Consider the following 26,417-nt stretch of genomic DNA (forward strand, 5'->3'; position numbering starts at 1 on the left):
ATGAGTTCCGCACGCATTGCATAAATTTGGAAATAGTAGTCCAAATAAGTCAGAAGTCCATTGTTTAACCAGAAGCATCTAACTAATTTATAAAATATTTGTGAGTATATATTATGGTTTTTATAAAAGCTGCGGTAAAGTTATATAGTCTTTTTTAGGAAAAGCAGGTTCTGTGCTACTATATAGGTTTGTTCCCGCTTTTCATTACAAGTCCTCGCATACGCTGTGGGCTTTTCATTCCAATCGGGTTTAATTGGCAGGGACTTCCGGGGTTTTAAACGGCATGGCGCAGGGAAAACCCGGGAAGTCTGAGGGAATAGGCAGCCTGAAACACCCTTTCGCTCAAAAAGTTTTATCTACGGTAACATTTTTTCTTGTTGAGAACCATGTGGTTACGTTGAACCCCGCATCATTCTATAAAAAAGCTTTGCAGGGGCGATTAAATTTCCTACTTTTGCATCCCGCTTCGGAGGAAGGGTTTTAATGAAAAGGTGGTAGGGTGATAAGGAGAGCGGATTTATTTTAAAATAGATCTTGCGAAAGAGGAAAAGATTGTTACCTTTGCAGCCCGGTTCGGAAGAACGGAAAGCCAGCTAAACCTGGCAATTGAAATAAAGGAGAGGAAGAAAAGAAGATCAGAAAATAAAATTTATTTTATTTGTGGTTTCAAAAAAGATCCTTACCTTTGCACTCCCAACGATAAGTAAAGGGAAAATAATCGGAACGGCGGATGTCGGGAAGATAGAAAAAAAAGATTGAAACGGGGTGAAACACAGGCTGGACGAAGAAGACCGGCTGAAACTGAAACCGACGATATATAAAGACCAACCGCGAGGTTAACGGTCAATAAGTTCTTAAAAGAGATGTCAATGTAGCGTAGCGAGGTAATGGAGTACTGATCAAAGTACATGATTACGTAGCTTTATTTTAAAGGTGGTGTCTAACAGACAACATAACAAAAAGAAGACTATTTTTAACAATAGTTAAAACTGGTCAGCATCTTACAACACATTTTACAATGGAGAGTTTGATCCTGGCTCAGGATGAACGCTAGCGGCAGGCCTAATACATGCAAGTCGAACGAGATTATCCAGCTTGCTGGATATGAAAGTGGCGCACGGGTGCGTAACGCGTATGCAACCTACCTTAATCAGGGGGATAGCCCGGAGAAATCCGGATTAATACCGCATAAAATCACAGCACAGCATTGTGTAATGATCAAACATTTATGGGATTGAGATGGGCATGCGTGTCATTAGCTAGTTGGCGGGGTAACGGCCCACCAAGGCGACGATGACTAGGGGATCTGAGAGGATGACCCCCCACACTGGTACTGAGACACGGACCAGACTCCTACGGGAGGCAGCAGTAAGGAATATTGGTCAATGGAGGCAACTCTGAACCAGCCATGCCGCGTGCAGGAAGACTGCCCTATGGGTTGTAAACTGCTTTTATCCGGGAATAAACCTTTCTACGTGTAGAGAGCTGAATGTACCGGAAGAATAAGGATCGGCTAACTCCGTGCCAGCAGCCGCGGTAATACGGAGGATCCAAGCGTTATCCGGATTTATTGGGTTTAAAGGGTGCGTAGGCGGCCTGTTAAGTCAGGGGTGAAAGACGGTAGCTCAACTATCGCAGTGCCCTTGATACTGATGGGCTTGAATGGACTAGAGGTAGGCGGAATGAGACAAGTAGCGGTGAAATGCATAGATATGTCTCAGAACACCGATTGCGAAGGCAGCTTACTATGGTTTAATTGACGCTGAGGCACGAAAGCGTGGGGATCAAACAGGATTAGATACCCTGGTAGTCCACGCCCTAAACGATGAACACTCGCTGTTGGCGATACACAGTCAGCGGCTAAGCGAAAGCGTTAAGTGTTCCACCTGGGGAGTACGGTCGCAAGATTGAAACTCAAAGGAATTGACGGGGGCCCGCACAAGCGGAGGAGCATGTGGTTTAATTCGATGATACGCGAGGAACCTTACCCGGGCTTGAAAGTTAGTGAATTATCCAGAGATGGATAAGTGAGCAATCACACGAAACTAGGTGCTGCATGGCTGTCGTCAGCTCGTGCCGTGAGGTGTTGGGTTAAGTCCCGCAACGAGCGCAACCCCTATGTTTAGTTGCCAGCACGTTAAGGTGGGGACTCTAAACAGACTGCCTGTGCAAACAGAGAGGAAGGAGGGGACGACGTCAAGTCATCATGGCCCTTACGTCCGGGGCTACACACGTGCTACAATGGATGGTACAGAGGGCAGCTACATAGCAATATGATGCGAATCTCACAAAGCCATTCACAGTTCGGATTGGGGTCTGCAACTCGACCCCATGAAGTTGGATTCGCTAGTAATCGCGTATCAGCAATGACGCGGTGAATACGTTCCCGGGCCTTGTACACACCGCCCGTCAAGCCATGGAAGTTGGGGGTACCTAAAGTATGTAACCGCAAGGAGCGTCCTAGGGTAAAACCGATAACTGGGGCTAAGTCGTAACAAGGTAGCCGTACCGGAAGGTGCGGCTGGAATACCTCCTTTCTGGAGTAGCACCGCCTACTCGCCACGCAACATGATATTTCTAATTAAGGTAGAGGGTAATAAGGCTGAAGGTAAAAGGTATAGGGTTTAAGGCCTTACATTAATTAACCTGATACTTGATACTAAATACTTTATAAAAAAAAGAGAAAAAAAGAAACACCCAGAAGAAACGGTGTGCAATAGCAATAGAGCGAAAGCATAACGGATATGAAGATGGGGAAAGCCAAAGGAAAAGCAGTAGCGGTAAGATACTATATACTGCATACTATAAGCCGACCTTAAATCAACAGTCCCGTAGCTCAGCCTGGTTAGAGCACTACACTGATAATGTAGGGGTCTCCAGTTCAAATCTGGACGGGACTACACGTTTTAAGTTTACGATTGGCAGTTTACAGTGGACAGTTTAAACTGAAAACTAACAACTGTTAACTGGTAACTAAAATCTGGGGGATTAGCTCAGCTGGCTAGAGCGCCTGCCTTGCACGCAGGAGGTCAACGGTTCGACTCCGTTATTCTCCACCATTAAAGGTTGAGGGTTAAAAGGTAGAAGGTGTAGGGTAAGACCTATAGCTGAACCACACCACAACAGAAATAACACCTTATTATCGGGATAGATAATATACATTGACATAAAGATTAAGAAAGAAGAAATAGCCGAAGGGGCAAGACAGGAAACTGTTGAATGGTTCGACTCCATGATTTTTACTAATAAGGCTGAACCGAGGCTTAGTTAGGGGACAATGAAACCCTCTACCTTTATACCCTCCACCTTCAACCTTAATAAAGTTCTTTGACATATTGGAAGAAGTTAAAAAAGAAGAGCAAACAACAATAGGCGACTGTTGTGTTTGTGCTCGCTTGAAGGGAGAGCAATCAACCAACAAGTATGAGACATCATAACAAGAGCAAAAAAAGCATACTGTACGGCGCAAAAGGCGTACAAGTAGAAGAAAGTAATAAAGAGTACACGGGGGATGCCTTGGCTCTCAGAGGCGATGAAGGACGTGATAAGCTGCGATAAGCTTCGGGTATTTGCAAATAGGAATTAATCCGAAGATTTCCGAATGGGGCAACCCGGCTAGTTGAAGACTAGTCACATATAATGAGCAAACCTGCCGAACTGAAACATCTAAGTAAGCAGAGGAAGAGAAAATAATAATGATTTCCTAAGTAGTGGCGAGCGAACGGGAAAGAGCCCAAACCTACTTTGTTACGGCAAAGTGGGGGTTGTAGGACTACAATGTGGCATTAGCAAACAGAAGTGGAATGGGATGGGAAGCCCAGCGATACACGGTGATAGCCCGGTACACGTATAGAATGCTAGCCTAGTAGTATCCTGAGTACCGCGAGGTCGGAGACGCCTTGTGGGAATCTGCCGGCACCATCCGGTAAGGCTAAATACTCCTGAGAGACCGATAGTGAACCAGTACCGTGAGGGAAAGGTGAAAAGAACCCCGAACAGGGGAGTGAAATAGAACCTGAAACCGTGTACTTACAAGCGGTCGGAGCGTACAAGTTGCGTGACGGCGTGCCTTTTGCATAATGAGCCTACGAGTTACTCCTCTCTGGCAAGGTTAAGTGTCTAAGGCACGGATCCGAAGCGAAAGCGAGTCTGAATAGGGCGTATAGTCAGAGGGGGTAGACGCGAAACCTTGTGATCTACCCATGGACAGGTTGAAGGTGCGGTAACACGTACTGGAGGACCGAACCGATAAACGTTGAAAAGTTTCCGGATGATCTGTGGGTAGGGGTGAAAGGCTAATCAAACTGGGAAATAGCTCGTACTCCCCGAAATGTTTTTAGGAACAGCGTGGATATTAAGTTTAATAGAGGTAGAGCTACTGATTGGGTGCGGGGGAGTCAAATCCTACCAAATCCAGACAAACTCCGAATGCTATTAAATATGATCTGCAGTGAGGCGCGGGGTGCTAAGGTCACGCGCCGAGAGGGAAAGAACCCAGACCATCAGCTAAGGTCCCCAAGTTACAGTTAAGTTGAACTAACGAGGTCCGATTGCACAGACAGCTAGGATGTTGGCTTGGAAGCAGCCATTCATTTAAAGAGTGCGTAACAGCTCACTAGTCGAGCGATCGGGCATGGATAATAAACGGGCATTAAATTGTACACCGAAGCTATGGGATTGAAATATATCGGTAGGGGAGCATTCTAGCGGCAGCGAAGGTATCTGGTAATGGGTGCTGGAGCTTCTAGAAAAGCAAATGTAGGCATAAGTAACGATAAGGCGGGAGAGAAACCCGCCCACCGAAAGGATAAGGTTTCCTGATCAACGCTAATCGGATCAGGGTTAGTCGGGACCTAAGGAGAACCCGAAGGGGAAATTCGATGGACAACTGGTTAATATTCCAGTACTTTTTATAACTGCGATGTGGGGACGGAGTAGTGACACTGCCGCGATCTGACGGAATAGATCGTTAAAGGCTGTAGGTATTAGAACGGTAGGCAAATCCGCCGATCTAGCTGAACGCTGATAGTACCACGAGGCTTCGGCTGAGTGGATAGCGCAGGTAATCAGACTTCCAAGAAAAACCGCTAAGCTTCAGGTTATAAAAACCCGTACCGCAAACCGACACAGGTATCCGGGAAGAGGATTCTAAGGTGCTCGAGTGAATCATGGCTAAGGAACTCGGCAAAATGGCCCTGTAACTTCGGGAGAAGGGGCGCTGGCAGCAATGTCAGCCGCAGTGAAAAGGCCCAGGCGACTGTTTAACAAAAACACATGGCTTTGCAAAATCGAAAGATGAGGTATAAGGCCTGACACCTGCCCGGTGCTGGAAGGTTAAGAGGGGATGTCATCCGCAAGGAGAAGCATTGAATCGAAGCCCCAGTAAACGGCGGCCGTAACTATAACGGTCCTAAGGTAGCGAAATTCCTTGTCGGGTAAGTTCCGACCTGCACGAATGGTGTAACGATCTGGGCGCTGTCTCAGCCATGAGCTCGGTGAAATTGTGGTCCCGGTGAAGACGCCGGGTACCCGCAACGGGACGGAAAGACCCCATGCACCTTCACTACAATTTAACATTGACATTGGATACAGGATGTGTAGGATAGGTGGGAGGCTTTGAAGCGGCGTCGCTAGGCGTCGTGGAGCCAACGTTGAAATACCACCCTTTCTGTATTCGGTGTCTAATCCGATCTTATCGGAGACATTGTTTGATGGGTAGTTTGACTGGGGTGGTCGCCTCCAAAAAGGTAACGGAGGCTTTCAAAGGTAAGCTCAGTACGCTTGGTAACCGTACGCGGAGTGCAATAGCATAAGCTTGCTTGACTGTGAGACAGACAAGTCGATCAGGGTCGAAAGACGGATATAGTGATCCGGTGGTTCTGCATGGAAGGGCCATCGCTCAAAGGATAAAAGGTACGCTGGGGATAACAGGCTGATCTCCCCCAAGAGCTCATATCGACGGGGAGGTTTGGCACCTCGATGTCGGCTCGTCACATCCTGGGGCTGGAGAAGGTCCCAAGGGTTCGGCTGTTCGCCGATTAAAGTGGCACGCGAGCTGGGTTCAGAACGTCGCGAGACAGTTCGGTCCCTATCTGTTGTGGGCGTAGGAATTTTGAGTGGGGCTGACCTTAGTACGAGAGGACCGGGTTGGACTAGCCTCTAGTGAATCTGTTGTTCCGCCAGGGGCATTGCAGAGTAGCTACGCTGGGAATAGATAAGCGCTGAAAGCATCTAAGTGCGAAACTAGCCACGAGATGAGAATTCCATATAGGACCGTAGAAGACTACTACGTTGATAGGCTACAGATGTAAAGCTGGCGACAGCACAGTCGAGTAGTACTAATCATCCGAAGCTTTCAAAGCAAACAGACTGTTGTTTGTTCTTCATAATAACTTCTTTCAATACTGTTTAAGGTTTAAGGCGAAAAGGCTTAAGGCGTAGGGTTTACCCTCCACCTTTATACCCTCTACCTTCTACCTCAATAAAATATTTAGGTGCCTATATCGGTGGTGTCCACCTCTTCCCATTCCGAACAGAGAAGTTAAGCCCACCAGAGCCGATGGTACTGCGGTAACACGTGGGAGAGTAGGTCGGTGCCAAATCTTAAAAGAAACCCTTTAGCAGTAATGCTCAAGGGTTTTCTTGGTTATATACAAGGCTATATAAATCCCGGAGCGGGTTTAGGTCCAATAAAATTGAAATAGAACAAAGGTTTAAGGCGAAAGGCTTAAGGCGTAGGGTTTACCCTCTACCTTTATACCCTCCACCTTCTACCTCAATAAAATATTCAGGTGCCTATATCGGTGGTGTCCACCTCTTCCCATTCCGAACAGAGAAGTTAAGCCCACCAGAGCCGATGGTACTGCGGTAACACGTGGGAGAGTAGGTCGGTGCCAAATCTTAAAAGAAACCCTTTAGCAGTAATGCTCAAGGGTTTTCTTGGTTATATACAAGGCTATATAAATCCCGGAGCGGGTTTACGTCCAGTACAATTGAAATAGAACAAAGGTAGAAGGTAGAGGGTATAAAGGCGTAGGGTTTACCCTCCACCTTTATACCCTCTACCTTCTACCTCAATAAAATATTCAGGTGCCTATATCGGTGGTGTCCACCTCTTCCCATTCCGAACAGAGAAGTTAAGCCCACCAGAGCCGATGGTACTGCGGTAACACGTGGGAGAGTAGGTCGGTGCCAAATCTTAAAAGAAACCCTTCAGCAGCAATGCTCAAGGGTTTTCTTGGTTTATAGGCATTTCCTTCCAGCCGTTCGCTATCTTTTTCTACCATTAAGGAATGAAGAAAGTTAAGGGACTGTTTCATAATAATCTTCTTAATGCGCTTAACTTCTTAATGGTAAATAAACCTGGATTAGTTTCGGATCATTAAGAAGTAAAGAGCGTTAAGGTTTGTTCCCGCAGATAGCGCTGATCTCCGCAGAGCCCTTATCTATTGGCCGTTTATTTATTGAAATAAAAAGTTGAGGCGTTGACAGCATGTTTCTTAATGGTTTTAATTGCTTTAAGTTTAAAAGCATTTCTATCAGCGGTTATTTTCTACCATTAAGGAGTTAAGAAAAGTTAAGGTAGTTGGATGCCGGAGTTTGCCCCATAGCCCTGATGGAAGTGGACACGAAGCCAATTCTTCATTGGCGGAGTAAAACGGACAGCAGGACGGAACCAGACATACATGTTACTGCTAGCGCGCTCCAAATAAATGTATTACTTGAAAGGCTGCGCTCTATTGAAAAGAATATTTGATTTGAGATTAAGCGTTAGCCGCTTCTTCTTTAACTGCTAACTGGCCACAAGCGGCATCAATATCTTTACCACGACTACGACGGATGTTGGTATTGATTCCCTGACTTTTTAAATAATTAGAAAAAGCATCAATTTTATCTCCTTCTGCATTGGTGAAATCAGCGAAAGAAATGGGATTATATTCAATCAGGTTTACTTTACAAGGAATGTGTTTGCAGAATTTAGCTAAATCCATTGCATCAGAAATTTCATCGTTAAAGTGATTGAAAACAATGTATTCGTAAGTTACCGGGTTTTTGGTTTTAGCAAAATAGTATTTAAGTGCATCTGCCAATGCTTTTAATGAGTTGGCCTCATTAATCGGCATGATTTCATTACGTTTTTTATCATCAGCAGCATGAAGCGAAAGTGCTAAATTAAATTTTGCTCCATCATCACCTAATTTCTTGATCATTTTAGCAATACCAGCAGTAGAAACCGTAATACGCTTATAGCTCATATTTAAGCCATCGGGAGCAGTGATGCGCTCAATCGACTTCATTACGTTTGCATAATTTAACAGCGGTTCTCCCATGCCCATATACACAATATTGGTAAGTGGGTTATTGTAATTTTGCTTCGCTTGTTTATCAATCAGTACCACTTGGTCATAAATCTCATCAGCGTTTAAATTACGCTTACGGTCCATGTAGCCAGTTGCACAGAATTTACAGGTTAAACTACAGCCTACCTGAGAGCTTACACATGCCGTCATACGGTCTTCTAAAGGGATTAAAACACCCTCTACAATATTCCCGTCTGCTAACCTGAAAGTGTTTTTAATGGTGTGGTCGTTACTGAACTGGGAATTGTTAACCTGAACCGCATTAATGGCAAAAGTTTCATCCAATACCTTGCGAAGATCTTTAGAAAGATTACTCATCTGCTCGAAATCTGTAGCCGATTTTTCCCAAAGCCACTGGTAAATCTGCTTAGCCCTGAATGCAGGCTGCTGCATTGCTACAAGGCGTTGTTGCAACTGAGGCAGATCTAATGCACGGATATCGGTTTTTTTTGCTGTTACCATTTGCTGCAAAGGTACTTAAAAAAGGTAGAAGGTAAAAAAGTGGAGCGTACAAGGCAGTTAGATAAGACCGAATTTTACAATTTCTTGGCTTATCTTCCTCTGCCTCTTGAGTTTGGCTTACTTGCTGACTTACCTTTTGCAGGCCTCGAGTTTCTGTTCGTGGTATTACTTTTACCAGCAGGTTTTGAGCCTGAGTGACCAGCCGGTTTTTTGCCAGAAGATTTTTGACCTAATGATTTCGCTTTAAATGATTTTTTTTGGTTGTTCTTCTCTTAGTTCAGGAATTTCTTCCCAGGCATTTGCTTTTTTCTTAGTGCTTTTGGTTTTTGCTTTAGCCTCTGATGATGAATTTTCAATACTTTTGGTGATGCTTTTCATCTCATCTTCTGTAAGTTCTCTAAACTCTCCGGTTGGAATGCCTTTTAAGTTGATATTCATGATACGTGTACGCTCTAGTTTGGTTACTTCATAACCAAAATGTTCGCACATTCTACGGATCTGCCTGTTTAAACCCTGAATTAAGATAATATTGAATACAAAAGTGCTGATCTGCCTTACCTTACATTTGCGTGTATTTACCCCCAGGATAGGAACACCATTACTCATTTCGAAAATAAAATCTTCGGTGATGGGTTTATTAACTGTTACTACGTATTCCTTTTCGTGTTTATTCCCTGCTCTTAAAATTTTGTTAACAATATCGCCGTTGTTGGTCAGGAAGATCAGACCTGAGGAATCTTTGTCCAATCGACCAATGGGAAATATTCTTTCACTATGATTTACGTAATCAACAATATTATCGCGTACGCTGCCTTCAGTAGTACTCGTAATGCCTACAGGCTTGTTAAAGGCCAGGAGGATAAAATTACTTTCTTCTTTAGGTTCTATATTATGGCCGTTAACCATCACTTTATCTCCTGCAGAAACCTGATCGCCTACTTTAGCTCTTTTTCCGTTGATGAAAACCGTACCCTTTTCGATATAACGGTCTGCTTCACGACGTGAACATAATCCACTTTCACTAATGAATTTATTTAAACGGGTTGCAGAGTTATTGTTCATACTGCAATTTTACGGAAATAAATCGTGTTATCCATTTTCCATACTGGCAACAAATGAATGGATAGTGCTTTTAAGCGCAGTTAAAGTTTCCTTATCCGTAATCCCTGCCTCATTATTAATTTTCGCTTTTGCAAATGAAATAAGCTGTGGCGATACCTTCGCTTCAATTACGGTTAAAATATCGATGATGGATTGATAAGCTTTTTCGCCTTGGGTTGAGGCAACCAGTGCTAAAACGGGTTTCCCTGAAAATGATGCTGAACTTACGGTCCAATCGAGCAGGTTTTTTAACGAGCCAGGTAAACCCATTGCATATTCAGGCGTAGAGATGATGATACCATCTGCCTTTTGCATGGTTATTCGAAATTCTTCGATAACCTTTGGTGGATTTTCCTTGTCTAAATCAGGATTGAAATGTGGGATGTCTGCAATGGATGGAAAGTTTGTTACCTCGAAGCCTCCGCCTAAGAGCCTGGATATAGCGATGATGTAAAGTGCATTGGTTGATGTCGCTTTAGTGCTTCCTGAGATTGCCAATATTTTTTTCATTGCTAAAAGTAGCAAAGCAAAAATGGAATATCAAGTTCGTCCGGTAATCCAACCGTTATTCAAAACGGCCATCAAAACGCACCAGGTTTTGACAGCCTATTCTGAATATTAAAAACTAAAAGTTTTGATCGTCTGCACTTGGTCCATAACTGCCTGGGATCGGGATATCAAGTAATCTTAAATAAACACCCAATTGTGCCCTGTGGTGAGTGGTTTGGCTAAGCGAGTGGCGGATGGTTTCGTATTTAGAATAATCGGCTAAAACTTGTTTGCCCATACTCAATACCCAACGGCCATTTAAACTTTCTTCTGTTGCTTTTTCCAATTCTGCTTTCCCTTTTGCATAATTTTCCTCCAAAATTTTAACGAGGTCACCAGCATTCTCTACAGGTTTTTCTACATAAGGTGCTGTTTCGAAATCCAGCCCATCAGTAGTTAAAGCTAAAGAAACCCAGCTCGGCAGATCGGCAATATGAACCGTAAGTGATTTCATTTTCATACTTTTTTCGTGTGGTGCCCAGTCAAATTTATCTGCTGGTACAATAGCCAGGAATTTTTTTGTGGTATTAAATTCGGCTTCCAACTCTTTCAATAATAATTTAATAATGTCCATATTTTTCTGTTTTGTTTTTTCTGCGGTGTGTAAATCCATTAGTAATAAATCGGCTATACTCATGATTTTGGTGTTTGTTTACACAAAGAAAATACAGCCCACTGACAACCCTATGGCAGTGTGAAAAATATTATTTTAATAATTTACAGGAAGTAGATGCATGTACTCGCTCAGTGGCATGTGCTGCGTTTTTTTGAAAGGAATGCCCAGGTTTTTAAGGCAGATAATCCGGGTCAAGTTAAAATCACGGTATTCGTTCCGGTAGTGGCACCAGGCAATTAAATGCCAGCTGAAGGCATAGAAAATTAGGCCAATTGGCTCTACTTCTCGTTTGCTTACTTCTTCCTTATTGTTTTTATAATCCAGTTCGATCAGGTGTTTTTCGGAAATGGCGTGCTGAATAAGCGACAGGTATTCGAAGTTAAAATTTAACCTTTCCGGAATCTGCAATTTAATATGTTGATTTAAAGTTTCGAGCTTTTCCTTTTGACCCGTTTTTAATACTGCTTTTACCTTTGTCAATGCCGTAGAATAATGGGTGCGGATAGAATTATCGGCAAATCCATTCACTAAACTTTCAACCAACAGCAGTGCGTTGGCCTCATCCATATTAAAAGAAACAGGTGGCAGAAAATAACCTTGAACTAGATAATAACCTTTATGCTGCTCAAAACTTACTGGTATACCCTGTTCGCCTAATGCTTTAATATCGCGATAAACCGTACGCACACTCATATCAAACCTTTCCGCAATTTTTTCTGCAGTAATGTATTTTTTGGATTGAAGCAGGGTTAGGATTCCGAAAAGTCGGTCGATGCGGTTCATAGTTTGGTTTATTTAGGCGATTAAAATTAAAGTTTTTTAATCAATTTTTCTTGTGGTACGTTATTTGTAAAAGATAAACACATATCATTTCTACAGGTTAAACCGTTATCATATTGGTTTAATGTATATAATCTGAATTAAATGGCTGCTGTTATCCAAAAGCGTTTCTTCCGGGCAATAAAAAGTAAAGTAATTATAGGTTTCCTGTTTGCCTGTTTTGCTTTGTTATTGGCATGGGGTATCAGCAAGTTTGCTTTTACGAGGATGCTCGATACCGTTGAAGAAATTTCGGCCCCGAACGATCGTTTAAGGATTGTAAATGATCTCTCGCACAAAATTGCCCGGTTAGATCAGCTGCAAAGAGACGAGGCTTTCAATAAACAAGGTACCTATAGCTTTCTTAAAGAATCACGTAAGTTAAGATCCAGTTTAGATACACTACGTAAATTGTACCGGGGTGATTCTGCCCAGTTGGCCAGAATAAAATCAATAAAGAATCTGTTAACCGATCGGGATAAGCAATTTATCAACTACTTAAAGGTGAGAGAAACATTGGTGAATACCAAATCTTTCTCCAACGAGGTCCAGAAATTAAATGAATTGGTTGCGATAAGGGCAAGACAAACCGATAGTGCGGTCCTGACTACAGAAACAACCACATCGACTACTACGGTAGCTCCTGAAGAAGAGAAGAAATCGCGGAATTTTTTTTAACAAGCTTTTTGGAAAGAAAAAATCGGAAGTCTATAAAATTATCAATGAAGAGTTTAAAGTAAAGCGCGATACCTTAAATGCGAAAGCTGAGGATAGCATCATGAAAAGCATGACGGGTTCGTTAAAAAACATCGAACTGGAGCAGCGTCAGAAAAGTCAGAAATTTTTAAAACGCGAAGCAGATCTGTCCAATGCCAGTAATGCTTTAACAGCCCAAATGTTGCAGATTTTAAGAGAGGTTGAGGGCGAAGCGGTGGCTCAGGTAGATTTAAATGGTATACAGGCCAAAGAAGTGGTTAACGATGGGATTACACAGATTACAACCATTATCATTATCTTTTTTCTGTTAACGGTTATTCTGCTGTATTTAATTTTGGCCGATATTACAAAAAGCAACAGGTATAGAAGAGCATTGGAACTTGCTAAAGATGAAGCAGAATACCATGGTAAAGCGAAGCAACGGTTCTTATCTAACATGAGTCATGAGATCAGGACGCCACTGCAATCTATTTTAGGTTATGCCGAACTGATTACCCAACAGGAGGTGCCGAATAAGAAAGATGTGGATGCCATTTATCAATCTTCCATTCATTTACTTCAGATCGTGAACGAAGTATTGGATTATAACCGGATTATTTCAGGGGAATTTAGTTTTAATAACCAGGTATTTAATATCGGTCAGGCATTGGATGAAGTTGTTTCGGTAATGCAGCCGTTGGCAGAACAGAAATCGCTGCAATTAAACGTAAAACTAGATCTTGCACAGCTTGAATTTGTAAAAGGCGATGCATTTAGATTAAAGCAGATTTTATTCAATTTGTTGGGCAATGCTATAAAGTTTACCCTAAAAGGTGAAATTAGCTTATCCGTTTCGTATAAAAAGCAAGGCGATGATCTGCATTTCCATTTTACCATAAAAGATACCGGAATAGGCTTTGAAGAAAAAGATATTCCAAAAATCTTTAATGAATTTGAACAGATCGAGTCTCCTGAAAAGTATATTATTAACCAGGCAGGTACGGGCCTTGGACTGCCTATTGTTAAATCTTTGATCGAAATACAAGGCGGAAGGATTTATGTGAAAAGTAAACCTGGCATGGGAACCACATTTAATATTTACATGAAATATGAAAATACCACCGAGCGAGTAAACGACACCTTAGATTTAGAACATTATGTCATTGTAAACCCAGGCACCGTTTGGGTAATTGATGATGATAAACTCATTCTTGACTTATGTGGAATGATTTTTCACAAAAATAAAATCCCGTTTAGGAGTTTTACCCAGGTGGCCGATATCTTACAGGCAGAACCCGAACCCGATTTAAAGTACGTATTGGTTGATATGCGCATGCCCGAAATGACAGGTTTCGAACTTTGCCATTTATTAAAAAAGAAACTTCCAGGGCACATTAAATTTTATGCCATTACCGCACAAGTTTTACCTGAAGAACGGGAAATGGTTTTGAGTGAGGGTTTTGACGGACTGATTATGAAACCGTTTAGAGCCGTAGATATCCTTTCGATATTTGATAGAACCGAAATTTTAGCCGAACAGCCTGAGTTCGATTTTTCTTCCATTGAGAAAATGACCTTTGGCGACCAGCAGATGTTGGAGAAAATATTGAACCGTTTTAAACAGGATTCTATAGATGATGCTGCAGCACTGAAAAAATATTTAACCGATAATGACGCTGGTCAGGCCAGGTTACTGGTTCACCGCATTGCCGGACGCACGGCGCAGATGGGTTCAAAAACTTTGGCAAATGCATTTCGTACGCTGGAAATAGAAATTGCTGAAAAAGGTTTAAGCTCCCCTATTCAATCTGAAGTTTTGTTGCAGATTAGGAAACTGGATAGTTTAATTGCATTTATGGAAGAGATGGATTACGCTAATGCCGGGTAATTATTCTATACCGTATCGTTCCATTTTAGCATAAAGGGTTTTACGGTCGATGTTTAAAATCTTGGCCGCTTTTGATTTGTTATGCCTCACCTTGATCAAGGTTTCAGTAATCAGTGCTTTTTCGTTCTGCTCGTTAACTGCCTTCAGATCGGATGAATTGCCCGGAGCCGATTGATGCCGGACTGAAATCATCATTTCTTCAGGCAATGCGCTAATCTGGGCAACATCGCCAGGACTCAATAAAACCATACGTTTAATCACATTGCTAAGCTCGCGTAAATTACCCGGCCAATCGTAACTCAATAAAAGTGATTTGGCCTCATTAGAAACGCTTTTAACGTTCCGGTTTAAATCGCGGTTTGAGAGCTGTATAAAGTGGTTGATAAACAGTTCTAAGTCGGCGCCTCTATCTCGCAACGGTGGAAGCTGAATTTTAAACTCGTTTAACCGATGATATAAATCCTCCCTAAATTCTCCTTGTTGCATGCTATTGGTCAGATCATCATTTGTAGCGGTGATGATGCGAACATCAACAGGAATCTGTTTGGTGCTGCCTAAAGGTTGAACCACTCTTTCTTGTAATGCCCTGAGTAATTTAACCTGTACTTCGTAACTCAGGTTACCCACCTCATCTAAAAACAAAGTTCCTCCATTGGCAGCCTCAAACTGACCTTTTTTATCATTTAACGCCCCTGTAAATGCCCCTTTTACATGTCCGAATAATTCGCTGGCAGCCAGATCTTTCGATAATGCACCGCAATCTATGGCAACGAAAGGTTTATCGGCACGTTTGCTCTGTTGGTGCAATGTTCTGGCCGCAAATTCTTTTCCCGTACCGCTTTCGCCCTGTATAATTACTGACATGTCTGTTGGCGCCACCAAATTAATGTGTTCATACAGTTTATCTGCAATTGCACTTTTTCCCTTTATAAAATCACTATTTGTTTCTCTTGGCTCAACACTTTTTAAATCCTTTTTAGCTAAAGAATTTTTAATCACCATTAGTAACTCATCCGGATTAACTGGCTTGGTAATGTAATCAAAAGCACCCAATTGGATAGACCTGACCGCTGTTCGAACATCATTAAAACTGGTCATTATAATTGCAGATATGGAAAGGCCGAGATCGCGGATATGGGTAAGCACTTCAAGACCTGTCCCATCCGGAAGACGGTAATCGATTAAAAGTAAGTCGAATTCATTGTTTTCAACTTGCTTGAAAGATTGCTTTACCTGGGTTACAAGGGTAATTTCATGACCGTTTTTTGTTAAAAAACTTTCAAGTAATTGAGCAAATGTGGTATCGTCTTCTAAGATCAGGATTCTCGCCATGTAACAAAAATAAGAAAAGCCGGACATAATCCGGCTTTCTTGTAATAGGTAGATGTAATTATTTGGGTTTTTATTGTACTGGCTTACCGTCTTTATCAATTTTAACCGAACCAGTTTCTGCTTCTTTTTTAACATTGATTAAGTAGTACTCCTTGGTTCCTTCTTTAACAGAGAAAGCTTCAGTAGCGGTCCATCCTTTATAAGCGTCAGATTTTAACGCTGTTGTAACTGGGGCAGGAAGCTCTTCCAATTTAACAGGAGTTTTTACTGCGCTATCTTGAACTGCAACAATTGCAGCATTTTTGATTGTATTTACTTCACTTGCCTGTACTGCTGAGAATCCTGCAAAAGCTAAGAACGCAGCTGATAAAATTAATTTTTTCATCTGTTTAAATTTTGTTTTTGTGATGAAGCTGCCATGATTTAATCATTACTGTATGATTTTGAAAATCATGACGGTTTCATGGTATATATTTTTAGTTATGCGCAGCCCGAAGGCCACGCTTATATTGATTATGCCTATGCGGTGTATTTATTTGAGATTATTGAACTGGTTTACCGTCCTTGTCAATTTTAACTGAACCAGTTTCTGCTTCTTTTTTAACATTGATTAAATAATACTCTTTGGTCCCTTCTTTAACAGAGAAAGCTTCTGTAGCGGTCCAACCTTTATAAGCATCAGATTTTAACGCTGTTGTAACTGGGGCAGGAAGTTCTTCCAATTTAACCGGAGTTTTTACAGCACTATCTTGAACTGCAACAATTGCAGCATTTTTAATTGTATTTACTTCACTTGCTTGAACTGCTGTGAATCCTGCGAATGCTAAAGTAGCGGCTAAAATGATCTTTTTCATGATATTCTGTTTTAAATATGGTTTGTAACTCACGTTACGTTAAATACTCGTTAATTATGGAGCGATAACTGATTTTTAATTATTGAACTGGTTTACCGTCTTTGTCAATTTTAACTGAACTGGTTTCAGCTTCTTTTTTAAGATTGATTAAATAATATTCTTTAGTACCTTCTTTAACAGAGAAAGCTTCAGTAGCAGTCCAACCTTTGTAAGCATCAGATTTTAATGCTGTTGTTACTGGCTCAGGAAGTTCTTCCAATTTAACCGGAGTTTTCACTGCGCTATCCTGAACTGCAACGATTGAAGTAGTTTTAAAATCTTTAACTTCACTTGCCTGTACTGCTGAGAATCCTGCTAATGCTAATACTGTTGCTGCTAAAACGAACTTTTTCATAGTATATATTTAAAAATTTAATTTGTGTAACGATACTTGCTAATGTTTCACAATGATGCCAAATCTATTTTTACACTTAATTTATTGTTTTACAGTTGTTTATGTGTGTGCCAAAACTTTAGAAGTGTAGAATTTCTCCACACTTTGGGGTGAATGACTACAAAATTTGCAGTATTTGTTGGCGTGTATAAACTTTCTTGTGCCGATGTTACCACCTGACGGATTTTAAAAATTCTTTTGGAGTTCTTTAGCTGTCAGGTGGTAACATCTGACAGTACACTAAATATTTTCGAAAAAATAATTTTCAATTTTTAAAAAAGAAGATTTTTTTCTATCATTGCAGCCCGATTAAAAGCCTCCTTAGCTCAGCTGGTAGAGCAACTGACTTGTAATCAGTAGGTCATTGGTTCGATTCCGATAGGAGGCTCTTTTTCTACCCCGTTTCTCTAATTTCTTTTTAGGGAAGTAATTTCAAAAATCATTTCATCATCAAAATAAGCCAGGCTTGGAAAAATATTTTTATTTGCTCCGGTTATTCCGCTAATTTGCGATATGTTAAAATACTTTTCAGCCGATTGGATCTTTCCTGTTTCATCCCCGCCGATTAAAAATGGAGTAGTAGCTGTAAATCCAGATGGCGAAATTGAAGAAGTATTAACCGAAGAAGAGGCCGGGAGCCTTGATTTGGATATCATAAAATATAAAGGCTCAATCGTTCCCGGCTTTATCAATGCCCATTGCCATTTAGAACTATCGCACCTATTGAGGCAAATGCCGGAGCAAACGGGTTTAGTAGAATTTGTACAACGCATTATTAAAAGCAGACAGGGCGATATAGAAGAGATTAAAGCGGCTATGTACGCTGCCGACCAGAAAATGTTCGAAAACGGGATTGTAGCCGTAGGCGATATTTCCAATCAAATTTCGTCAAAAGAGGTAAAAGCGCAAAGCAAAATATACTACCATACATTTATAGAAGCCATGGGCTTTAATCCGGAACGGGCAGATGCAATAATGGATGATGTAAAGGGAATTAAGCAAGCTTTTGGATCTTTGTCCACCTCAATTGTGCCACATGCACCTTATTCAGTATCTCCGGAATTGTTCGAATTAATAAAAGTAGAGGCCGAAAAAGATAATACCTTTATTAGTATTCACAATCAGGAAACTGAAGATGAAAATGCTTTCTTCGAAAATAAATCGGGCGGCTTTTTAGCGCTCTACAAATTTTTAGGGCTCGATATTTCTTTCTTTGCCCCTACTAAAAAAACATCGTTACAAACCTGGTTGCCCTATATTAAGGAGCAAAAAACTTTGTTGGTGCATAATACTGTTGCAAGCAGGGCTGATGTTGAATTTGCTAAACATATTAATAACAAACTGTATTGGTGCCTTTGCCCACAGGCCAATTTATATATCGAAAATGCTTTACCTGATGTAGATCTGCTAATAGAGGAGGGTGTAAAAATTACTTTGGGAACGGATAGTTTAGCCAGTAACCATCAACTAAATATCCTTTCAGAAATGATCACCTTGCAGAAATACAAGCAGGTTGCTTTTGAAGAGCTTTTGAGGTGGGCAACTATAAATGGAGCAGAATTTTTGGAGCTTAATCAACAAATTGGAACAATAGAAGTTGGCAAAAAGCCAGGATTGAACTTGATTCAGCTTTCAGCTGATTTTATTATTGAAAGCGATCAGGTAAAGCGGTTAATTTAAACGAACATAATCGCCTTAAAAATCTCCTGCTTTAATGTGTAGTATGTTTATCCAGAATTCTTTGAGGTGATTTTATTGTTTGACCTTAAAAAATGAATATTTTAATGGATATTTCAATAATTTGCCAACCATTTTGTAACGTTAATTATCCTTATGAACCCAATCTGTAAACTTTTAAATATTAAATACCCTATTATTCAGGCCGGAATGGTTTGGTGCAGTGGCTGGAGGTTAGCATCGGCGGTTTCTAATGCAGGAGGCCTGGGTATTATTGGAGCGGGATCGATGTATCCCTGATGTTTTAAGAGTACACATTCAAAAATGCAAATTGGCAACGCACCGGCCGTTTGGCGTTAATATTCCATTACTCTATCCTAATATTCAGGAGATTATAGATGTGGTAGTTGAAGAGAAAGTAAAAATTGTATTTTCTTCTGCTGGTAATCCTGCAACATGGACGAGTTTTTTAAAAGAAAGGGGTATTACTGTTGTTCATGTAATTGCGAATACAAAATTTGCCATGAAAGCTCAGGAAGCTGGCGTTGATGCTATTGTTGCCGAAGGTTTCGAAGCAGGTGGACATAACGGGAGAGAAGAAACCACCACCATGTGTTTAATCCCGATGATAAAAGAGGTTGTTAGAATTCCGGTTATCGCTGCTGGCGGCATCTGGAGTGGAAAAGCCATGCTGGCGGCATTTGCCTTAGGTGCTGATGCCGTTCAGATCGGTTCGGCTTTTGCTGTTGCTGAAGAATCGTCTGCCCATCCGGCGTTTAAAAATAAAATTATTTCGGCTACCGAAGGTGATACTAAACTGGCCATGAAAAAACTGGTTCCGGTGCGGTTGCTGAAAAATGAATTTGCTGATGCGATATCCATAGCAGAAGCTGAAGGTGCAGACCAAAACCGCTTAATGGAGCTTTTGGGTAGAGCAAGGGCAAAAGCAGGTATGTTTGAGGGCGATATGGAAAATGGAGAACTCGAAATCGGTCAGGTTTCGGCAATGTTGAATGAAATTAAACCTGCAAAAGAAATTCTGGAAGATATATGGCAGGGTTTTAGGTACGAACTGCAAAGATTAAATAGTTTGCAAAGCGAATTGGACTTATAAACATAGCGATACACAATTGGTTTACTAACTTTGCAATAATAAATTTTGGCATGATCGAAAAAAATGTAAAGTCCCCTCAAGGGGATTTAGGGGTGAAACACCTCAATATAATGATAACAGGTAAAGTGCAAGGCGTTGGCTTTAGAGAAACTACAAAAATTATCGCCAACCAAATGATGGTGAACGGTTTTGTGAGGAACGAAAAAGACGGATCAGTTTACATCGAAGCAGAAGGCGAAGACGTTTTTCTGGAAGAATTTGTAAACTGGTGCCATGAAGGGCCCGACCGCTCACGGGTAGAAAATGTGACGGTAAGCAATGGTGAAGTAAAAAACTATCGTAATTTTGAAATCTTAAGAAAATAAATTGCTGAATTGTTGGATTGCTATATTGTTCCGCTAAGGGGCTTATCTCAATACGCAGTACTCAAATCTCAATCATAAATGTCTGTATATAAAAAGTTTCTTGGGCAAACCATGGTTTATGGTATCAGTACCATTGCCTCTCGGTTACTCAATTTCATATTAACACCAATATTTACCCGAAGTTACGGTGCAAGTGCATTAGGCGTTTTTACCAAAATGTATGCTTATGCATCTATGACAAACGCTATACTGGCTTTTGGGATGGAGACAACTTTTTTTAGATATCTTAATAAACACGAAGACAAAAAACAACAGGTTTATAACAATTCTTTCCTGATCGTTGCTTTTATATCTACACTCTTTTTAATTACAGGTCTTGTTTTTACTGAACCGATAACCAAATGGTTGTTAAATAATAACATGTCGCACTACCAGGATCAAAGAAGATACGTTCAGTATTTTCTCTGGCTCTTGTTTTCAGATGCCATTTGTGTAATCCCCTTTGCAAGGATTAGGGCTGATGGAAAACCTTTTAGATATAGTATTATTAAATTTATAAATATCTTAAGTTATGTGCTTTTAAGTCTGTTTTTTATTTATGGTATTCCATTGATCATTAAACACGACTTACCGGGTGCAGCTTTCTTTCAAAATTGGTTCCGTGATAAATGGGTAGGATATGTATTTATTGCCAATCTGGTAGCAAGCGCCCTAACATTTTTGCTTTTGGTACCTGAATTTTTAAAGGTCCAGTTTAAATTTGACCGCGATCTTTTTAAAAAAATGCTTTCCTACAGCTGGCCTGTTCTGATCGCAAATTTATCATTTATCGTTAATGAGAACCTGGACAAAATACTTTTGGATCGATATACAACCGAAGCAGAAGTTGGTATTTATGGGGCTGTATGTAAACTGGCTATATTTCTGAGTATTTTTAATATGGCTTTCAGGTTAGGTGCTGAGCCGTTTTTCTTCAGTTATGCCAAAAATGAAAACGCAAAGGTTACTTATGCGAAAATTCTGGAGTATTTTGTAATTGCACTTTCCATTCTTTTTGTTGCCCTCACTGCAAATATCGAAATCCTGAAATACTTTATCAGCCGGGATGCAAAACACCTGGCCGAGTATTGGGTAGGTTTGCCTGCAGTTCCTTATTTACTGGTGGGATATGTGTGCTTAGGTATTTATATGAATCTATCTATCTGGTACAGGTTGTCTGATCAAACCAGATTTGGATTATACATTTCTTTAGCTGGGGCCTTTATTACCATTGTGTTCAATGTTATATTAATTCCGAAGTTTAGTTATATGGGCTCGGCCTGGGTTTCGATGGCAACTTATGGAACAATGATGATTATTTCTTACATTCTAGGGCAGAAATATTACCCGATTCCCTACAATCTAAAAAAGATTTTAGCTTACTTAATCATTTCCATCATACTGGTATTCTCTTCGTTTTTTGTATTCAATAGAAACATTTATATTGGTAATGCCATGTTAATTGCTTTTGTTGCAGGCATTGCTTATTTCGAAAAGAATGATTTAATGAAAATATTGAAAAGAGGTTAGTTAGAGATTTTGTATTAAGTTGATAGCTAATGGTCAATAGCTATTGGCAATGGCCATCAAACCATGAACTATAAGCCATTAACGTAAAGCACCCAACTATAAAAAATGGAAATAAAAATTATCAATACATCCGGGCATCCGCTTCCACAATATGAAACTGCACATGCGGCTGGTATGGATCTGAGGGCATCAATAACAGAAGAAATGGTATTGAAACCCTTGCAACGCTCATTGGTACCAACAGGCTTGTTTATCGAATTGCCGGTTGGTTACGAAGCACAGATCAGACCCAGAAGCGGATTAGCCTATAAGCATGGTATTAGCATTGTAAATGCGCCTGGTACAATTGATGCGGATTACCGTGGTGAAATAAAAGTATTATTGGTAAATTTATCAGATACAAATTTTAAGATCGTTAATGGCGATAGAATTGCACAAATGGTTGTTGCCAAACACGAAACCGTAAGCTGGCAAACCGTCGAACAATTAGGGGAAACTGCACGCGGAGAAGGTGGTTACGGGCATACTGGGAAATAAGTTTGGAGTTAGCAGTTTTCAGTTTGGAGTTAATTTTTGGATGGATAAAATGATATGAAATACAAAGTACATTTTCTTGTCGGGGCTATTTTAGTGAGCTTCCAGGCTTTTGGGCAGGGAACGGTTATGCCAAGTACCAATCGCGACAGCAATATGGTAAAGCAACTGTTTTTTGCAGGCCTAAGGGAGAAAATGTCTGAAAATTATGTTGTTGCTTCTACCAATTTCAATAAAATTGTTGGCTTGGACCCCAATAACCATGCGGCCTATTTCGAGCTAGCCAATGCAAACCTGCGTTTAGATAAACTTCCGGAAGCTGAACAGAATATAAAGCAGGCCATTAAATTAAACGCCGGTAATTTATGGTACTGGCGCTTACTTGGCGAGGTATATAAACGTACCAATAAAATGCCCGAGCTGATCGAAGTATTCAACCAGTTGATCGGTCTTGATCCCGAAAACGATGCCTATTATTTTGATAAGGCCAATGCACAGTTTTTGGCTAATGAGCTGGATGCTGCAAAAAAGACCTATGATGAAATTCAGGTTAAATTTGGCGAATCGAGAGACCTGGTGAATGCGAGAAAACGCTTTCAGGTAAATGGAAGTGCTACGGAAAGCGATATAGTTAAATTGTTGGAAGGTAATCAGGCCGATGTAAAGAACTATTTATATGCTGCAGGTTTACTTTTACAAAAAGGAAATGATCCAGAAGCATTAAAGGTGTTAACCAAAGCACAGCAACTGGAACCGAATAATTTTGAGATAAACCTGGCTTTGGCCGATATTTACCGCAAGCAGAAAAATGACGAAGCAGCATTTTCTTCCTTAAAATTGGCTTTCGAAAGCAATGAAATGCCTCTTACTGAAAAGGTGAAGATTATTGCCGCACTTTTTCCCAAACTTAACCAGCCTATTGTTGCCAAAAATGTAACTGAACTCAGTAAACTGGTTGCAGAAAAAAATCCGGCTGAAGCAAAAGCATTAGCCCTTTATGGCGATGTACTTTATCAGCAAAACAACTTAAAAGAGGCATTGGTTCAATATCAAGCTGCTTTAAAACTGAACGAACAGGTTTATGTGGTTTGGGAACAGGTCATTAATATCCAAACACTACTTGGGCACTATGAGGAAGCCATAAAAGTAGGCGATGAGGCTTTAAGTATTTATCCCAATCAGGCCAGTTTATACTATTATATGGCATATGCCCTGTTTAAAACAGGCAAATATGAACCAGCCCAAAACCATTTGAAAACTTCACTGCAGTTAGATGTGGAGAATAAAAGCCTGCAGGCACAGATTTATGCACTACAGGGTGATATTTACATTAATCAGAATAATTTTGCCCTGGCTAAAACAGCTTTCGAAAAAGCCATTGCAATAGAGCCCGATAATTATCTCATCATGAATAATTATGCTTACTATTTGGCGTTAAGAAATGATGATTTAACAAAGGCGGCGAAATATGCAGAAACAGCGGCCAATGCAATGCCTAATAATTCCTCAATTGTAGATACCTATGCCTTTATTCTGTTTAAACAGCAAAAATACGATCTGGCCATAACGTGGATCGAAAAGGCTTTGCAAAACAATAGCAGTAAAAATGGTGTTTACCTGGAGCGATATGGCGATATACTTTTTATGAAAGGTGAAAAGGATGCTGCATTAGTCCAATGGCAAAAAGCAAAAGAGGCCGGAAACGGATCAGAAGTATTAATTAAAAAGATAAATGAAAAGAAGTATTTTAAATAGCGTATTCCTGGTAGGAGCTGTAATTTTTGTTTCAGCATGTAAACCTAAAAAAGAAATTGTAGTGGCTCCTCCTACGAAAACAGAAACGAAAACAGATAATTCGAAAGCAGAAGCCTTAACCTTATTAAATAGCAAACAACTTAAATTTAATACCCTTTCTTTAAAAGCAAAAGCAACTTTGGATATTGCCGGCGATGCAAATGATGTAACCATGAATTTCAAAATGAAAGACAAGGAGACCATTTGGGTAAGCATTACAGCCTTAGGTGGAATGGCAGAGGTGGCAAGGGCTTTGATTACGCCTGATAGCATCAAGATCATGAACCGAATGAAAAACGAATACCTGAAAAAACCATTTAGTTATATTTACAATTTCACCAATAAACAGGTTAATTTTAATACACTGCAAGCCGTTTTAACAGGCAATGCCATGGGCGAGTTTTTAACAGCAGCATCTGATGTTAAACAGGAAAACGGTGTGTGGGTAGTTTCGGGAAATAAATCGGAGTTAGATTACAAACTACTTTTTAACACACTTTTCAAAGTATCCGAAACCAATTTAAATGATGCTAAAAACGGTCAGGCTTTAAAAGTTACGTATACTGACTATCAAAAATTAAACGAATCTTTGTTTCCTAGCGCATTGCAGATCAAAACGCTGTCTAAAGCAAAGAAAATAAATATTGATCTTCAGTTTGTGAAAATTGATGGCAATGTTCCTGTTGATTTTCCGTTTAATGTACCAAAGAGATTTACAGTTGTAAAGTAAGTTTAGAGACTTCCTTATTATATTCTATAAATGATTTGCCAGGAGTATGTACCAGTTGGTACAGCGGCTTGGCAATCTTTGTTGTATATGAAGATTGAGTGAAGACAGTTCTGTAATAAGCAATTATGACTTTAGTATCTCGATTTTAATATTTTTTACTACAAAATTTTTATACTTTTGGCTTAATGAAGCTACAAAAACTCCTGTTTATCCTTTTTTTAAGCGTGTTAACCCTTTCGGCGGTTGCACAAACTGAAAGCCAGCTCAGAAGGAAAAAAGAAGCTATACAACGCGAAATCGAACAGCTTCAAAAGAATTTGAATAAAACTGCCAGTGGTAAAAAGCTTACTATACAGCAGATTAATACCATAAATGCCCAGATTAGGTTGCGCCAGGATAAAATTGGTACAATCAACTCTGAAATAAAAAATCTGGATAACCAAATCTCTCAGAACACAAATACCGTACATACATTACAAGGTCAGTTAGGCGATCTTAAAAAAGAGTACGCTGGGATGATCCGCTTTGCCCAGCGCAACAGAAATTCGTACGATAAAATGATGTTCATTTTTGCGGCGAAAGATTTTAACCAGGCATATAAAAGAATAAAGTATTTACAGCAGTTTAGTCAATACCGTAAAAAACAGGCCGGATACATTGAGAATACACAGCAAGACCTGAATGGCAAAATTAAAGTGCTGGATAAAACACTTAGAGAAAAAAGTGATTTATTGAAAGAACAGGAAAGAGAGCGTGAACGTTTAGGTAAGGATAAGAGTGAGCAATCTGTAGTATTAAAAAAACTGAGCAGGGACGAAAAACAGTTTAAACAAGATATTACCAGCCGTAAAAAACAACAGGCACAGATAGACAGGGCCATTAGTGCTGCAATACAGCGGGCAATTGAAGAAGCAAGAAGAAGGGCAGCCGAAGAGGCAAGAAGGAAAGCAGCTGAAGAAGCAAGGATTGCTGCAGCCAAAGCCAAGGCCGAAAACAAACCTGTACCAACGGCACCTGCTACACCAACTGCCAGAGCAAAATCGACTGGAGAATTGCTTACTGCAACACCAGAGGCCGCCAGATTATCGGCCGGTTTTGAAAATAACAGAGGCAGGTTACCTTGGCCGGTAGCAACAGGAACAATAACCGAAAGGTTTGGTTTACATAAGATAGATCAGGCAAGTTACACCAACGATGGTGTAGATATTACTACAACAGACGGGGCGGCGGTTAGAGCAGTATTTGCAGGTAAGGTTGCTGCTGTTCAGGTAATGATGGGTAGAACGGTGGTTTTGATCAATCATGGTGAATACTTTACCGTTTATCAGAACCTAAAATCGGTTAGTGTAAGCGTAGGTAACTCTGTTGATACCAAACAAACCATTGGGGTTGTGGCCAACACCGGCGATGATGCTGTGCTGAAGTTTCAGATCAGAAGGGGACAGGCCGCTTTAAACCCTGAAGCCTGGATTAGTAAATAAACTTAAGACAAGTTAAAATGTCTATATTTGTATAAATTATATT

The 26,417-nt window shown here is 40.4% G+C and carries 20 protein-coding genes, 3 tRNA genes and 5 rRNA genes; 19 read left to right on the forward strand and 9 right to left on the reverse strand.

Going from position 1 to position 26,417, the window contains the following annotated elements; genetic code table 11:
- The first annotated feature begins 1,015 nt into the window (after positions 1–1,015).
- From QF042_RS03295 to rrf (QF042_RS03325), 7 genes are all read left to right on the forward strand, one after another.
- Positions 1,016–2,537 (forward strand): 16S ribosomal RNA (locus QF042_RS03295).
- A gap of 288 nt (positions 2,538–2,825) precedes the next feature.
- Positions 2,826–2,900, forward strand: a tRNA-Ile gene (locus QF042_RS03300).
- Positions 2,901–2,982: 82 nt separating this feature from the next.
- Positions 2,983–3,059 (forward strand) — tRNA-Ala (locus QF042_RS03305).
- 425 nt (positions 3,060–3,484) lie between these two features.
- Positions 3,485–6,361: ribosomal RNA gene (locus tag QF042_RS03310) — 23S ribosomal RNA — on the forward strand.
- Between the two features lie 129 nt (positions 6,362–6,490).
- Positions 6,491–6,602, forward strand: a 5S ribosomal RNA gene (rrf, locus tag QF042_RS03315).
- Between the two features lie 185 nt (positions 6,603–6,787).
- Positions 6,788–6,899 (forward strand): 5S ribosomal RNA (rrf, locus tag QF042_RS03320).
- Between the two features lie 186 nt (positions 6,900–7,085).
- Positions 7,086–7,197, forward strand: a 5S ribosomal RNA gene (rrf, locus tag QF042_RS03325).
- Together the 16S, 23S and 5S rRNA genes with 2 tRNA genes alongside form the textbook arrangement of a ribosomal RNA operon.
- A gap of 566 nt (positions 7,198–7,763) precedes the next feature.
- Here rrf (QF042_RS03325) and rlmN read toward each other — a convergent pair.
- The 5 genes from rlmN to QF042_RS03350 all read right to left on the reverse strand — a co-directional run bounded on the left by rlmN (position 7,764) and on the right by QF042_RS03350 (position 11,871).
- A complete protein-coding gene (rlmN, locus tag QF042_RS03330; RefSeq protein WP_307525334.1) occupies positions 7,764–8,822 on the reverse strand; it encodes a 23S rRNA (adenine(2503)-C(2))-methyltransferase RlmN in 1,059 nt (352 codons plus the stop codon).
- Between the two features lie 243 nt (positions 8,823–9,065).
- Entirely contained in the window at positions 9,066–9,884 is an 819-nt protein-coding gene (gene rluF / locus QF042_RS03335) for a 23S rRNA pseudouridine(2604) synthase RluF (protein WP_307525336.1), read from the reverse strand.
- A gap of 27 nt (positions 9,885–9,911) precedes the next feature.
- Positions 9,912–10,433: an NADPH-dependent FMN reductase gene (locus QF042_RS03340; RefSeq protein WP_307525338.1), complete on the reverse strand. Its 522-nt coding sequence runs from the start codon at positions 10,431–10,433 to the stop codon at positions 9,912–9,914.
- A 115-nt stretch (positions 10,434–10,548) separates the two neighbouring features.
- Positions 10,549–11,109: a DinB family protein gene (locus QF042_RS03345; protein ID WP_307525340.1), complete on the reverse strand. Its 561-nt coding sequence runs from the start codon at positions 11,107–11,109 to the stop codon at positions 10,549–10,551.
- A gap of 72 nt (positions 11,110–11,181) precedes the next feature.
- Positions 11,182–11,871, reverse strand: coding sequence for a YafY family protein (locus QF042_RS03350; RefSeq protein ID WP_307525343.1), 690 nt, complete (start codon positions 11,869–11,871; stop codon positions 11,182–11,184).
- A 141-nt stretch (positions 11,872–12,012) separates the two neighbouring features.
- On the opposite strand from QF042_RS03350, the gene QF042_RS03355 reads away from it, so the two are divergent.
- Together QF042_RS03355 and QF042_RS03360 are read left to right on the forward strand one after the other, a co-directional pair.
- A complete protein-coding gene (locus tag QF042_RS03355; protein WP_307525345.1) occupies positions 12,013–12,585 on the forward strand; it encodes a hypothetical protein in 573 nt (190 codons plus the stop codon).
- 100 nt (positions 12,586–12,685) lie between these two features.
- On the forward strand, positions 12,686–14,491 hold the full coding sequence (locus QF042_RS03360) for a hybrid sensor histidine kinase/response regulator (protein WP_307525347.1): 1,806 nt from the start codon (positions 12,686–12,688) through the stop codon (positions 14,489–14,491).
- Here QF042_RS03360 and QF042_RS03365 read toward each other — a convergent pair whose 3' ends face one another.
- The 4 genes from QF042_RS03365 to QF042_RS03380 form a co-directional block, all read right to left on the reverse strand.
- Entirely contained in the window at positions 14,492–15,823 is a 1,332-nt protein-coding gene (locus QF042_RS03365; protein ID WP_307525349.1) for a sigma-54 dependent transcriptional regulator, read from the reverse strand.
- Between the two features lie 70 nt (positions 15,824–15,893).
- Positions 15,894–16,208, reverse strand: coding sequence for a hypothetical protein (locus tag QF042_RS03370; RefSeq protein ID WP_307525351.1), 315 nt, complete (start codon positions 16,206–16,208; stop codon positions 15,894–15,896).
- Between the two features lie 157 nt (positions 16,209–16,365).
- Positions 16,366–16,677 (reverse strand): hypothetical protein, encoded by a 312-nt coding sequence (locus QF042_RS03375; RefSeq protein WP_057931900.1) that lies wholly within the window; start codon positions 16,675–16,677, stop codon positions 16,366–16,368.
- 79 nt (positions 16,678–16,756) lie between these two features.
- The gene (locus QF042_RS03380; protein WP_307525354.1) at positions 16,757–17,071 is read right to left on the reverse strand and encodes a hypothetical protein; all 315 of its coding nucleotides are present in this window, start codon (positions 17,069–17,071) and stop codon (positions 16,757–16,759) included.
- Positions 17,072–17,425: 354 nt separating this feature from the next.
- On the opposite strand from QF042_RS03380, the gene QF042_RS03385 reads away from it, so the two are divergent.
- The 10 genes from QF042_RS03385 to QF042_RS03430 all read left to right on the forward strand — a co-directional run bounded on the left by QF042_RS03385 (position 17,426) and on the right by QF042_RS03430 (position 26,374).
- Positions 17,426–17,498: transfer RNA gene (locus tag QF042_RS03385), tRNA-Thr, on the forward strand.
- A gap of 125 nt (positions 17,499–17,623) precedes the next feature.
- A complete protein-coding gene (locus tag QF042_RS03390) occupies positions 17,624–18,790 on the forward strand; it encodes an amidohydrolase family protein (protein ID WP_307525356.1) in 1,167 nt (388 codons plus the stop codon).
- A gap of 153 nt (positions 18,791–18,943) precedes the next feature.
- On the forward strand, positions 18,944–19,087 hold the full coding sequence (locus QF042_RS03395; RefSeq protein WP_307525358.1) for a nitronate monooxygenase: 144 nt from the start codon (positions 18,944–18,946) through the stop codon (positions 19,085–19,087).
- Positions 19,088–19,118: 31 nt separating this feature from the next.
- Positions 19,119–19,901, forward strand: a complete 783-nt coding sequence (locus QF042_RS03400) for a nitronate monooxygenase family protein (protein WP_307525360.1) — start codon at positions 19,119–19,121, stop codon at positions 19,899–19,901.
- 50 nt (positions 19,902–19,951) lie between these two features.
- Positions 19,952–20,266, forward strand: a complete 315-nt coding sequence (locus tag QF042_RS03405) for an acylphosphatase (protein ID WP_307525362.1) — start codon at positions 19,952–19,954, stop codon at positions 20,264–20,266.
- 78 nt (positions 20,267–20,344) lie between these two features.
- A complete protein-coding gene (locus tag QF042_RS03410) occupies positions 20,345–21,835 on the forward strand; it encodes an oligosaccharide flippase family protein (RefSeq protein WP_307525364.1) in 1,491 nt (496 codons plus the stop codon).
- Positions 21,836–21,940: 105 nt separating this feature from the next.
- Positions 21,941–22,372 carry a dUTP diphosphatase gene (dut, locus tag QF042_RS03415; RefSeq protein WP_307525366.1) on the forward strand — a complete coding sequence of 144 codons (432 nt, stop codon included), beginning with the start codon at positions 21,941–21,943 and terminating at the stop codon, positions 22,370–22,372.
- A gap of 54 nt (positions 22,373–22,426) precedes the next feature.
- A complete protein-coding gene (locus QF042_RS03420) occupies positions 22,427–24,124 on the forward strand; it encodes a tetratricopeptide repeat protein (RefSeq protein ID WP_307525368.1) in 1,698 nt (565 codons plus the stop codon).
- The gene (locus QF042_RS03425) at positions 24,102–24,893 is read left to right on the forward strand and encodes a DUF4292 domain-containing protein (protein ID WP_307525370.1); all 792 of its coding nucleotides are present in this window, start codon (positions 24,102–24,104) and stop codon (positions 24,891–24,893) included. Before QF042_RS03420 ends, QF042_RS03425 begins: the two co-directional genes overlap by 23 nt.
- 185 nt (positions 24,894–25,078) lie before the next feature.
- Positions 25,079–26,374 (forward strand): murein hydrolase activator EnvC, encoded by a 1,296-nt coding sequence (locus QF042_RS03430; RefSeq protein ID WP_307525371.1) that lies wholly within the window; start codon positions 25,079–25,081, stop codon positions 26,372–26,374.
- The last annotated feature ends 43 nt before the right edge of the window (positions 26,375–26,417 follow it).

It is taken from the genome of Pedobacter sp. W3I1, from assembly GCF_030816015.1.
Taxonomy (GTDB): Bacteria; Bacteroidota; Bacteroidia; order Sphingobacteriales; family Sphingobacteriaceae; genus Pedobacter.

Excerpts from the sequence above, each read along its gene's own strand:
- QF042_RS03350 (WP_307525343.1), bottom strand. The coding sequence starts at position 11,871 with ATGAACCGCATCGACCGACTTTTCGGAATCCTAACCCTGCTTCAATCC.
- QF042_RS03405 (WP_307525362.1), top strand. The coding sequence starts at position 19,952 with ATGATCGAAAAAAATGTAAAGTCCCCTCAAGGGGATTTAGGGGTGAAA.
- dut (WP_307525366.1), top strand. The coding sequence starts at position 21,941 with ATGGAAATAAAAATTATCAATACATCCGGGCATCCGCTTCCACAATAT.
- QF042_RS03360 (WP_307525347.1), top strand. The coding sequence starts at position 12,686 with ATGAAAAGCATGACGGGTTCGTTAAAAAACATCGAACTGGAGCAGCGT.
- rluF (WP_307525336.1), bottom strand. The coding sequence starts at position 9,884 with ATGAACAATAACTCTGCAACCCGTTTAAATAAATTCATTAGTGAAAGT.
- QF042_RS03430 (WP_307525371.1), top strand. The coding sequence starts at position 25,079 with ATGAAGCTACAAAAACTCCTGTTTATCCTTTTTTTAAGCGTGTTAACC.
- QF042_RS03425 (WP_307525370.1), top strand. The coding sequence starts at position 24,102 with ATGAAAAGAAGTATTTTAAATAGCGTATTCCTGGTAGGAGCTGTAATT.
- QF042_RS03355 (WP_307525345.1), top strand. The coding sequence starts at position 12,013 with ATGGCTGCTGTTATCCAAAAGCGTTTCTTCCGGGCAATAAAAAGTAAA.
- QF042_RS03345 (WP_307525340.1), bottom strand. The coding sequence starts at position 11,109 with ATGAGTATAGCCGATTTATTACTAATGGATTTACACACCGCAGAAAAA.
- QF042_RS03390 (WP_307525356.1), top strand. The coding sequence starts at position 17,624 with ATGTTAAAATACTTTTCAGCCGATTGGATCTTTCCTGTTTCATCCCCG.
- QF042_RS03410 (WP_307525364.1), top strand. The coding sequence starts at position 20,345 with ATGTCTGTATATAAAAAGTTTCTTGGGCAAACCATGGTTTATGGTATC.
- QF042_RS03395 (WP_307525358.1), top strand. The coding sequence starts at position 18,944 with ATGAACCCAATCTGTAAACTTTTAAATATTAAATACCCTATTATTCAG.
- QF042_RS03365 (WP_307525349.1), bottom strand. The coding sequence starts at position 15,823 with ATGGCGAGAATCCTGATCTTAGAAGACGATACCACATTTGCTCAATTA.
- QF042_RS03375 (WP_057931900.1), bottom strand. The coding sequence starts at position 16,677 with ATGAAAAAGATCATTTTAGCCGCTACTTTAGCATTCGCAGGATTCACA.
- QF042_RS03380 (WP_307525354.1), bottom strand. The coding sequence starts at position 17,071 with ATGAAAAAGTTCGTTTTAGCAGCAACAGTATTAGCATTAGCAGGATTC.
- QF042_RS03370 (WP_307525351.1), bottom strand. The coding sequence starts at position 16,208 with ATGAAAAAATTAATTTTATCAGCTGCGTTCTTAGCTTTTGCAGGATTC.
- rlmN (WP_307525334.1), bottom strand. The coding sequence starts at position 8,822 with ATGGTAACAGCAAAAAAAACCGATATCCGTGCATTAGATCTGCCTCAG.
- QF042_RS03420 (WP_307525368.1), top strand. The coding sequence starts at position 22,427 with ATGAAATACAAAGTACATTTTCTTGTCGGGGCTATTTTAGTGAGCTTC.
- QF042_RS03340 (WP_307525338.1), bottom strand. The coding sequence starts at position 10,433 with ATGAAAAAAATATTGGCAATCTCAGGAAGCACTAAAGCGACATCAACC.